The 8,524-nt window shown below is 35.2% G+C and carries 6 protein-coding genes; 5 read left to right on the top strand and 1 reads right to left on the bottom strand.

Annotated features, from left to right (window positions below; translation table 11 throughout):
* The first annotated feature begins 78 nt into the window (after positions 1-78).
* From AC1VAQ_RS16265 to mobA, 5 genes are all read left to right on the top strand, one after another.
* Positions 79-2,160 carry a molybdopterin oxidoreductase family protein gene (locus tag AC1VAQ_RS16265; protein ID WP_479904188.1) on the top strand — a complete coding sequence of 694 codons (2,082 nt, stop codon included), beginning with the start codon at positions 79-81 and terminating at the stop codon, positions 2,158-2,160.
* Positions 2,161-2,162: 2 nt separating this feature from the next.
* Positions 2,163-2,567 (top strand): 4Fe-4S dicluster domain-containing protein, encoded by a 405-nt coding sequence (locus AC1VAQ_RS16270; RefSeq protein ID WP_302598182.1) that lies wholly within the window; start codon positions 2,163-2,165, stop codon positions 2,565-2,567.
* 4 nt (positions 2,568-2,571) lie between these two features.
* Positions 2,572-3,801, top strand: coding sequence for an NAD(P)/FAD-dependent oxidoreductase (locus tag AC1VAQ_RS16275; RefSeq protein WP_302598183.1), 1,230 nt, complete (start codon positions 2,572-2,574; stop codon positions 3,799-3,801).
* Positions 3,802-3,830: 29 nt separating this feature from the next.
* On the top strand, positions 3,831-4,772 hold the full coding sequence (locus AC1VAQ_RS16280; RefSeq protein ID WP_302598184.1) for a TDT family transporter: 942 nt from the start codon (positions 3,831-3,833) through the stop codon (positions 4,770-4,772).
* Positions 4,773-5,100: 328 nt separating this feature from the next.
* Positions 5,101-5,706, top strand: coding sequence for a molybdenum cofactor guanylyltransferase (gene mobA / locus AC1VAQ_RS16285; RefSeq protein WP_302598185.1), 606 nt, complete (start codon positions 5,101-5,103; stop codon positions 5,704-5,706).
* A gap of 177 nt (positions 5,707-5,883) precedes the next feature.
* On the opposite strand, the gene AC1VAQ_RS16290 is transcribed toward mobA, so the two are convergent.
* Positions 5,884-8,367 carry an ATP-binding protein gene (locus tag AC1VAQ_RS16290; RefSeq protein ID WP_303244131.1) on the bottom strand — a complete coding sequence of 828 codons (2,484 nt, stop codon included), beginning with the start codon at positions 8,365-8,367 and terminating at the stop codon, positions 5,884-5,886.
* Between the last annotated feature and the right edge of the window lie 157 nt (positions 8,368-8,524).

Genomic DNA, 8,524 nt, shown 5'->3' on the forward strand with positions numbered 1-8,524 from the left:
TTCATCACAGAGTTTTTTTTTGTTAAAGTTTATACTATCTATATCGTTAATTAATTGTCAAAGAGAGGGTTTTTAAATATGAAAAAAGTTCAATCTACCTGTAATTTCTGTGCACTCGCATGTAACATTGACTTCTATGTAGAAAACGAACAAATTTTAAAAGTGGTACCTACACCACATTACCCTGTTAATAAAGGGTTCTCATGTATCAAAGGGCTTTCCCTTGATAAACAACAAACTATGTATAAAGAAAACTCACGTCCACGTATCCGTGTAAATGGACAAATGCAAGAAACATCTTGGGAGGAAGCTTATAAACTTGTCGCTGACAAACTTCTTGCAATCAAAGAAGAACATGGCGGTGATGCTATCGCTGGAATCAGTACAGGACAAATTCCTTTAGAAGAAATGGCACTCTTTAGCCACGTCCTTCGTAATTTCCTTCGCGGACATGTAGATGGAAATACAAGGCTTTGTATGGCAACTTCAGTCGTTGCACACAAACAAAGCTTTGGTTTTGATGCACCACCTTATACATTAAATGACTTTGAATTATCAGATACAATCTTCTTAATTGGTGCTAACCCAGTTGTAACACACCCAATTATCTGGGATCGTATCCGTAAAAATAAAAACAAAAAAGTAATCGTTATTGACCCACGTCGCTCTGAAACAGCACAAAATGCTGACTACCACTACGGCGTAAATGGTAAAACAGATATCTACTTATTCTACGGTCTTGCCAATATCTTAATTGAAAAAGACTACTTAGATCATGATTACATTGCAAACCACACAGAAAACTTCGATGGTTTCAAAGAATTAGTGGCGCAATATACACCAGAAATCGTAGCAGAAAAAACTGGTCTTAAAACAAGCGACCTTTATGAAATGGCAGAACTCATCCACACTGGTAAGCGTGTCTCTTTATGGTGGACAATGGGAATCAACCAAGGCTACGAAGCTGTAAGAACTGCTCAATCAATCATCAACATTGCACTTATGACAGGTAATATGGGTAAACCAGGTACTGGCGCTAACTCAATTACAGGTCAATGTAATGCTATGGGTTCTCGTGCATTTAGTAATACAGCAGGTCTCTACGGCGGCGGTGACTACGACAATGAAGCTAGAAGAGCAGCAGTTTGTGAAGCTTTAGAAATTACAGATGAACAGCTTATTAACAAACCAACTCTTCCTTACAATGTGATTATTGAAAAAATAAATGCGGGTGAAATCAAAGCGCTTTGGGTACTTTGTACAAACCCACGTCACTCATGGGTAAACAATAGTACTTTTGAAGAAGCGATTAAAAAATTAGACCTCTTCATCGTTCAAGATATCTTCGGTGATACACACACATCAGAAAACTGTGATGTATTCTTCCCAGTTGTATCAGGTCTTAAAAAAGAAGGTACTTACATTAATACAGAAAGACGTCTTTCTCCAATGCGCCCAGTCCTTACAAAAGGTGAAAATGAAAGAACTGACTTTGAAGTCTTCTTAGGCGTAGGTAAAGCGCTTGGCATGGGCTCACTTCTTGACAAATGGCAATCACCAAAATCTGTTTTTGAAATGATGAAAAAATGTTCAAAAGGAATGCCTTGTGATATTACAGGGGTTGACTATGATGCTCTCACAGATTCAAAAGGTATTCAGTGGCCATTTAGAGAAGGTGATGTATTAGTAGAAGATGAACGCCGTCTCTTTGAAGATGGGAATTATTATACACCATCTAAAAAAGCGAAATTCATGTTTGAAGAAATTAGAGAAAATCCATTACCAACAACAGCTGATTTCCCTTATATCTTAAACACAGGTCGCGACACAGTAGGTCAATGGCATACACAAGTGCGTACAAGAGAAATCGGTATCGTAAATGATGCTTATGGTGATGAGGCTTATATGTACATTCATCCAAAACTTGCAGCTGAAAAAGGTATTGCTGAAAATGAACTCTTTGAAGTAGCTTCTATTAATGGACGTACTTCAAGATTCCTTGCAAAAATCACTGAAAACGTTACAGAAAATCAACTTTATGGTTCAATGCATCACATCGAGACTAACAACTTAACACCATCTCTTTATGATCCATACTCAAAAGAACCTTCATATAAAACAACACCTGTTAACATTTATAAAATTGTAGGAGAACGTTAATTATGAAAAGAATTAAAATCGACCGCAAAAAATGTATTGGTTGCCTTACATGCGTTACAGCATGTATGGTAAGCCATGATGAAATAGATCCAAGAAACCGTATCGTTATCGATAGTGAAAACAAACATGCACCTATCTTCTGCCGTCACTGTGATGAGCCAGAATGTGTCTATACTTGTATGACAGGTGCTATGCATAAAAACCCTGAAACAGGCAACGTAGATTACAATAAAGATCACTGTGCAAGCTGCTACATGTGTATTATGGCCTGTCCATATGGGGTACTTAAAAGTGATGCCCTTACTCACAAACAAATTATGAAATGTGATATGTGTTCTCACCGCGAGGAAGGACCTATGTGCGTAGAAAAATGTCCAATGGGTGCTATCACATTAGGGGAGGTTTAAGACTATGAAATATGTTGTATTAGGTGCTTCTGCTGCTGGGATTAGCGGCGTTAAGAGACTTCGTGAATTAGATAAAACAGCTGAAATTACTTTAATTTCAAAGGATGAAAAAGTTTACTCTAGATGTATTATGCATCATCTGATGGAAAATATCCGCAGCGTAGAACAACTTTCATTCGTAGAACCAAACTTTATGGAAAAATACAATATTAACTGGATGTCTGGCACACTTGCCACTAAAGTAGATCCTGCTACTAAAGAAGTTCATACTTCAAATGGCGACATTGTCCCATTTGATAAACTCCTTATTGCAACAGGTTCACATGTATTCTTCCCACCTATTCCAGGACTTAAAGAAGCTACAAATGCTATCGGTTTCCATGACCTTGATGAATGTGAAGCTATCTTAGAAAGACTTCCTAACATTCAAAACATCGTTGTCATGGGTGCTGGTCTTGTAGGGATTGATGCTGTAAGTGGCCTTCTTCACAAGGGTAAAAATATTACTTTAGTTGAAATGAGAGACCGTATGCTTTCTATTCAATTAGACCACATTGCTGCAAAAACTTATGAAGATGCCTTTGCTAAAGAAGGCGTAACACAGCTTTATAGCACAGGTGTACAAACACTTATTATGAATGACAACAATGAAATTACAGAAATCGCCTTAAACACTGGTGAGACAATTCCTTGTGATTTACTTGTTGTCGCTTCTGGGGTACGCTCTAATGTAGAATTCTTACAAGATAGCGGCATTGAACTTGACCGTTTTGGTCTTGTCATTGATCCACTTGGACAAACATCTCACCCAGATATTTACGGGGCTGGAGACGTTACGGGGCGTAATCCTATTTGGCCAGTAGCTGTTAAAGAAGGCATTATTGCTGCAAGTAATATGTGCGGCGTGTCTAAAGAAATGACAGACTTCTTTGCAAGTAAGTCTACAATGAACTTCTTAAACATTCCTACTATGTCACTAGGTCTCGCGCAACCTGAAGATCCTGAAAACTATGTAATTGAAATCGAACGAGATGCTCAAGGTAACTACAAAAAAATCGTTCATAAAGACGGTAAAATCTGTGGTGCCATCTTACAAGGAGATTTATCTTACTCTGGGATTTTAACACAACTTATTCGTAACAATATCGATGTTTCAAAAGTTAAAAAACCACTTTTTAAAATTGACTACTCAGATTTCTTCAATATCACAGAGAACTTTGAGTTCACATACTAGTACGACTAACTTAATATAGGAGCTTAACAATGGAAAAAAAATCTTTTATTGCTAAACTGCAAAATATGCCTGTAGCAATTCTGCCGACAATGGTAGGGGCTGCAACACTTTCAAATATGTACCTTCCACTAGGCTATACATGGGTACGCCACCTAACAATGTGGGCTGCTGCACTCGTAGTCATTGCCTACCTTATGAAAATCATTTTCCACTTTAACACTGTGAAAAATGAATATTCAAACACTGTTCCAGCTAGTTTATATGCTGGTCTTACAATGATAACAATGATTTTAGGAAGCTACATCTTTGACTTTAGCCCTGTAATTGGTAAGGCTTTATGGTCAATTGGTCTTGCTGTGCATTCAGTTCACCTTGTTGTTTTCATCTATCGTAATATTGTAAAAGGTGTTAATATCAATACTTTCGTACCAAGCTGGTTCGTTACATTCAACGGAATTATGGTAAGTACTGTAACAGGTACAGTGATGAATGAACCTACAATCTGTAAATTCATTGTTTACTATGGTATTGCAGCATTCGTAATCATTATGCCATTTATGATTGTAAGACTTATTAAACATCCAATAGCAGATCCACTCTTCCACACAAAAGCAATTGTACTTGCACCATCAAGTCTTTGCGTGGTAAGTTACTTAAACTTCATCACTGAGCCAAATGCTATTCTTGTTTATTTCTTATATGCAGCAGTATTTTGTTCTTTAATTTACATTTTAATTAACTTACCAAAATTCTTCTCATTTAAATTCCACCCTGGATTTGCGGGACTTACTTTCCCAATGGCAATTGGAATTGTAGCGTCTAACAAATTTGCTGGTTTCCTTACAGCTGGTGGACATGAAATGTTCGGAAATATTATCAAACAAGTAGCTGGACTTCAACTTTATATCACAACAGCTATTATTGCATTTGTATTATTCAACTTTGCAATGATGTTAAAAAAAGATAAATAATCTATAGCGAAATCAACTAAAACCTTGAAATATAGGTGTAGGTAAATAGGTTTCTCTCAATATTTATAGATTAGAAAAGTAAAAGGCCGAGAGATGATTCTACTTAAGTAGTAGGCATCTTTCGGCTTTTTATCATATTTCTGCTTATAATACAGTACTATGTTTATGAGGCAGCAATATTTGTAGTAACTATTATGACACACATCTTATATCCTATGATTTAAAAGTCGATTATAATGAATTTAATTAAATACATATTTATAGATTGGCGGCCTATCCTATATTTATAGTAGACCGTTATTTTATTGAAATGAAAGGAGTTAATTCAATGAAAGAAGATATTGTTACTTTAATTTTAATGGGCGGAGAAAATAAACGTATGGGGGGCAATCATAAGGCCTTTTTGGAGTTTCAAGGGGAGAGCTTTTTAGAAAAAATTGTTCATGAAATGGCTCCTTTTTCTCCTGTAGTATTATCTGTGAATGAAGCTGAGAAGTTCAATCGCTTAAATAATCCTGTACTTGCAAATTATCCGATGATTATTGATGAAGTTAAAGGGATTGGCCCTATGGGCGGTATCTATACAGCACTTAAAGAACTTGACTATACTTATGTTTTTGTAACTGCTTGTGATATGCCTTTTATGACAGCCAAGCTTGGTGAATTTATGTATGAAAAAATAAAAGCACTAAAGCCTGCACCTTCTGCCTTAGTCTTAAGTGATCATGAAGGTAAATTCTCTCCTCTAGGCGGCATTTACTCCAAACAACTCCTGCCTTATATTGAAGAAATGATTAAGAACGAAAACTATCGTCTTGGAAAGCTACTTAAAATATCTGATGCTTTTATCTTGCCGATTAGTGAAACGCCTTTTAATGACGACGTGCTTCGCAATATCAACACTCCAGATGAATATAACGGCATACTACTGTAATAAAGGTGCTGCCAGGAAACTCTAGATTTCGTTTCCTAGCAGCACCTTTATTGATTACCATCTACGTTCATAATCTTGCTTTAAAATCCCATATAACTCATGATCGCCATATGAGCCATCTTTCTCCCCTCCTATATACTTTTATCAGTATTTTTATCAGTATCACCCTTTTTCTTTTTAATTACAATAGATTAAATTGCTATCCATGTATCCTTTGACTAATTCATATCCTTTTTCATATTCTAGCTCATCAATACATTCTTTAACTTGCTGTAAAAACTTTTCTTCATTACTACCATAACTATATTTTTTAATTTCTTTTATCGCTTGATCTAATAAATCTAAATCCATCTGTTCAAAGCCATTTTTTAATACAGCTAACTGATTAAACTGTATTTCTAATAAGTATTCTTTTTCCTGCTGCGTTATTTCTAACTGGCTCTCCTCTAAAAATTCTTTCAGTGCCTTGCAGACCTTTTGTACTACTTCTTGAAGCTGAGGTAATAATTCTTCAATCTTCTTTATATTGCACGCATTTGCTGCGCTTTCTAATTGTTCACTAATCTGTGCAATATAAGATATGCCTATATTACGGCTCATCCCCTTAATGCCATGTACATTTATTTTAAAGTCCTTTAAATTCCACTTATACTGTTCTTCAAGGTTATTACTAATTTCAGTGACTTCCTTCACGTAAGTTTTTAACACCTCTTTATAAAGTGCTGTATTCCCATTTAACTTATGAAGTACCTCTTCTACCTGACCGCCTAAGATATCATTCAGCCTACTTATTTCATCCTTGTGTTTCCCAGTCGACTTTTTATTGTCTTCCGCTACTTTATTATCATATACAATTAATCTTTGTGGTAAATAGGTTAGTAAGATTTTATGCAGTTTAGTGACATCAATAGGCTTTGAAATATATTCTGTGAATCCTTCTTTAATAAACTCCTCCCTTGCTCCTATAATTGCATTAGCTGTTAGCGCAATTATTGGTGTATCTTGATTGTATATATGTGGATGCTTTCGAATATATCTTATCGTCTCAATGCCATTCATCTCTGGCATCATATGATCCATAAAGACTAAATCATATGCCTTATTTTCAAGTGCCTCTAAGCATGCCCTGCCACTTAATACTGTCTCCATTTCAAATTTATAACACGCCATTAAACCCTTGGCTACCTCTAGATTGACTTTGTTATCATCTACAATAAGTATTCTTGCTTGAGGCGCTCTAAAGCTTACTTGATTTTCTTCATCTAAAGAATCTATTCTCTTACGCGTAGGCATAAGGTTTATAATCTTTTGAGGAAGTGTTATGATAAACTCACTTCCCTCTCCATAAACACTTCTTACCTCAATGCCTCCGTTCATTAAATCTAAAAATCCTTTGCAAATGCATAAACCTAAGCCTGTTCCTTCTAATCCATGATTTCTTTTTATATCGAGTCTTTCAAAGCTATTAAAAAGCTTCTCTAAGTCCTCTTCTTTAATACCTATTCCTGTATCTTTAATGCTTATTCTCAGCCTTGCTTCATCCCTATATCTTTCCCAATCAAGGATTACCCTAATTTCTCCTTCATTTGTATACTTCACTGCATTTCCCAATATATTTACTAGAATCTGCTTCACTCTAATTTCATCTCCATATAACCAACTCGGTAAGTCCTTTGCAATATCTACTGTCAACTTAATTGGGCGACCTCCTAAACGAAATCTCATCATCTGCACTATATCGTTTAACACCATTCTTGGGTCATACTGGCCATTTACAATCTCCATTTTACCTGATTCAATCTTAGATAAATCTAATATATCATTAATAATAGAAAGTAATGATGTGGCTGCCCTTTGAATATTAGTAGCCTTATCTCTTACTGTATCTGTAATTTCTTCTCTTATAACAAGCTCCGTCATCCCTAAAATCACATTCATAGGTGTACGAATCTCATGTGACATATTTGCTAGAAACTGACTTTTTGCAAGGTTAGCTTCTTCTGCTTCTTGCTTAGCAAGTTCAATCTTCCTTACAGATTCCTCTAACATTTGCTTATGTCTTTTCATTTCTTCATGCTGCTTGCGAAAAATCTGCTTTTGCATATAAAACATCGTTCCAGTCATTAAACTTACTATAATAACCCCTAACAAATTATCTCGTGTACTTTCTTGTATATTAATCCAAGTTATAATGCCACTATCTTTCTCAAGCCTCATTTTATATGTTAAGATACATGCTGCAATCTCCAAAACTACCATAATCGGCAGCGCCTTACCTTCTATTAACGTAAAGCTTAAAATAATCCCAAAAATAAAGTAACTTGGAATACTACTTGTAAGACCTGATGAAGACATAAAAAGTATAGGCAGACAAATTAAATTAAGTACACCACATGCCACAATGGCACTTACTTTATAATCTTTTTTCCAATTAGTATATATAAAGATTCCCCATGTAAAGGCTGTCAAAAACAGATTTAGGCTTATTAACACCTTGGATGTATAACAAAATACTGCTATTACCGAGTTTATAGCAGATGTCAGAAATCCACCTATAGTAATTGTGTTAATAAGCTTCATATTAAACGCCATATCTTCATTAAAGTACTTATCTATAAACTTATTAATATATTTTATCGTATAAATTTCATGCCTCTTCATTCTAACCCTCTTATATCATTTGCCATATGCATATTTCAATTATATAGACTATTTATCTATAGATTTCACATTTATAAATTTTAGTTATCCCTAGTTTTGAGTCATGTGAAATCATTGTGAGAAACCTCTTTACCTACATGTATATTTCAAGGTTTTA

This window comes from Cellulosilyticum sp., from assembly GCF_982396655.1.